2 rRNA genes are annotated in these 2,676 nt (G+C 56.7%); both read left to right on the forward strand.

Going from position 1 to position 2,676, the window contains the following annotated elements:
* Nucleotides 1–2,486 (forward strand): 23S ribosomal RNA (locus tag ACFO0B_RS28505); the annotation flags it as partial.
* A gap of 63 nt (nt 2,487–2,549) precedes the next feature.
* Nucleotides 2,550–2,666, forward strand: a 5S ribosomal RNA gene (gene rrf, locus ACFO0B_RS28510).
* The last annotated feature ends 10 nt before the right edge of the window (nt 2,667–2,676 follow it).

The following is a 2,676-nucleotide window of genomic DNA, read 5'->3' on the forward strand; positions in this document are numbered from 1 at the left end:
GGTGGGTGATGGCGTGCCTTTTGAAGAATGAGCCTGCGAGTTAGTGGCATGTGGCGAGGTTAACCCGTGTGGGGTAGCCGTAGCGAAAGCGAGTCCGAATAGGGCGTTGAGTCGTGTGTTCTAGACCCGAAGCGGAGTGATCTACCCATGGCCAGGGTGAAGCGACGGTAAGACGTCGTGGAGGCCCGAACCCACTTAGGTTGAAAACTGAGGGGATGAGTTGTGGGTAGGGGTGAAAGGCCAATCAAACTCCGTGATAGCTGGTTCTCCCCGAAATGCATTTAGGTGCAGCGTCACGTGTTTCACTCCGGAGGTAGAGCTACTGGATGGCCTAGGGGGCCCACAAGCTTACCGAAGTCAGCCAAACTCCGAATGCCGGGGTGTGAGAGCGTGGCAGTGAGACTGCGGGGGATAAGCTTCGTAGTCGAGAGGGAAACAGCCCAGATCGCCGGCTAAGGCCCCTAAGCGTGTACTAAGTGGAAAAGGATGTGGGGTCGCGAAGACAACCAGGAGGTTGGCTTAGAAGCAGCCACCCTTGAAAGAGTGCGTAATAGCTCACTGGTCAAGTGATCCTGCGCCGACAATGTAGCGGGGCTCAAGTACACCGCCGAAGCCGCGGCACTTCCACAATACATCGGCCATCCCCTGCGGGGGGTGGTCCAGTGGTGGGGGTGGGTAGGGGAGCGTCGTGCATCCTGGGAAGCAGCAGCGTGAGCTAGTTGTGGAGGGTGTGCGAGTGAGAATGCAGGCATGAGTAGCGAAAGACGAGTGAGAAACTCGTCCGCCGAATGACCAAGGGTTCCTGGGCCAGGTTAATCCGCCCAGGGTGAGTCGGGACCTAAGGCGAGGCCGACAGGCGTAGTCGATGGACAACGGGTTGATATTCCCGTACCCGTGTATCCGCGCCCAATGGCGAATCATCTGTGCTAAACGCCCTGAACCGGATCCATCACCTTCGGGTGAGGAGAAGGGGATGCGCGTGACCCTGGGTGTAGTAGTCAAGCGATGGGGTGACGCAGGAAGGTAGCTGGGCCCGGTAATGGTTGTCCGGGTGTAAGCCTGTAGGGCGTTGTGTAGGCAAATCCGCACAGCATATAGCCTGAGAGGTGATGCGTAGCCGATTGAGGTGAATTCAGTGATCCTATGCTGCCGAGAAAAGCCTCTAGTGAGTTGGTACACGGCCCGTACCCCAAACCGACACAGGTGGTCAGGTAGAGAATACCGAGGCGATCGAGAGAACTGTGGTTAAGGAACTCGGCAAAATGCCCCCGTAACTTCGGGAGAAGGGGGACCAGCACTGGTGACGACCCTTGCGGTCTGAGCTGGTGGTGGTCGCAGAGACCAGAGAGAAGCGACTGTTTACTAAAAACACAGGTCCGTGCGAAGTCGTAAGACGATGTATACGGACTGACGCCTGCCCGGTGCCGGAAGGTTAAGAGGACCGGTTAGCCCGTGAGGGCGAAGCTGAGAATTTAAGCCCCGGTAAACGGCGGTGGTAACTATAACCATCCTAAGGTAGCGAAATTCCTTGTCGGGTAAGTTCCGACCTGCACGAATGGCGTAACGACTTCTCTGCTGTCTCAACCACAGACTCGGCGAAATTGCATTACGAGTAAAGATGCTCGTTACGCGCGGCAGGACGAAAAGACCCCGGGACCTTCACTATAGCTTGGTATTGGTGTTCGGTACGGTTTGTGTAGGATAGGTGGGAGACTGTGAAGCGGGCACGCCAGTGTTCGTGGAGTCATCGTTGAAATACCACTCTGATCGTATTGGACTTCTAACCTCGGGCCATGATCTGGTTCAGGGACAGTGCCTGGTGGGTAGTTTAACTGGGGCGGTTGCCTCCCAAAATGTAACGGAGGCGCCCAAAGGTTCCCTCAGCCTGGTTGGCAATCAGGTGTCGAGTGCAAGTGCACAAGGGAGCTTGACTGTGAGACTGACAGGTCGAGCAGGGACGAAAGTCGGGACTAGTGATCCGGCACCGGCATGTGGAAGCGGTGTCGCTCAACGGATAAAAGGTACCCCGGGGATAACAGGCTGATCTTCCCCAAGAGTCCATATCGACGGGATGGTTTGGCACCTCGATGTCGGCTCGTCGCATCCTGGGGCCGGAGTAGGTCCCAAGGGTTGGGCTGTTCGCCCATTAAAGCGGCACGCGAGCTGGGTTTAGAACGTCGTGAGACAGTTCGGTCTCTATCCGCCGCGCGCGTCAGAAACTTGAGGAAGGCTGTCCCTAGTACGAGAGGACCGGGACGGACGAACCTCTGGTGTGCCAGTTGTCCTGCCAAGGGCACTGCTGGTTGGCTACGTTCGGAAGGGATAACCGCTGAAAGCATCTAAGCGGGAAGCCTGTTCCAAGATGAGGTTTCTCTCCACCATCGAGTGGTTAAGGCCCCCTACAGACCATGGGGTTGATAGGCCGGAACTGGAAGCGCAGTAATGCGTGGAGGTGACTGGTACTAATAGGCCGAGGGCTTACCAACAAAGATGGCTACGCGTCCACTGTACAGTATCTGAAACAACACACGTTGTTTGTTTCACAGAGTTACGGCGGTTATAGCGGCAGGGAAACGCCCGGTCCCATTCCGAACCCGGAAGCTAAGCCTGCCAGCGCCGATGGTACTGCACTCGACAGGGTGTGGGAGAGTAGGACACCGCCGGAACAAATTGTCA

The sequence above is a fragment of the Nocardia jiangsuensis genome, from assembly GCF_042650385.1.
GTDB lineage: Bacteria > Actinomycetota > Actinomycetes > Mycobacteriales > Mycobacteriaceae > Nocardia > Nocardia jiangsuensis.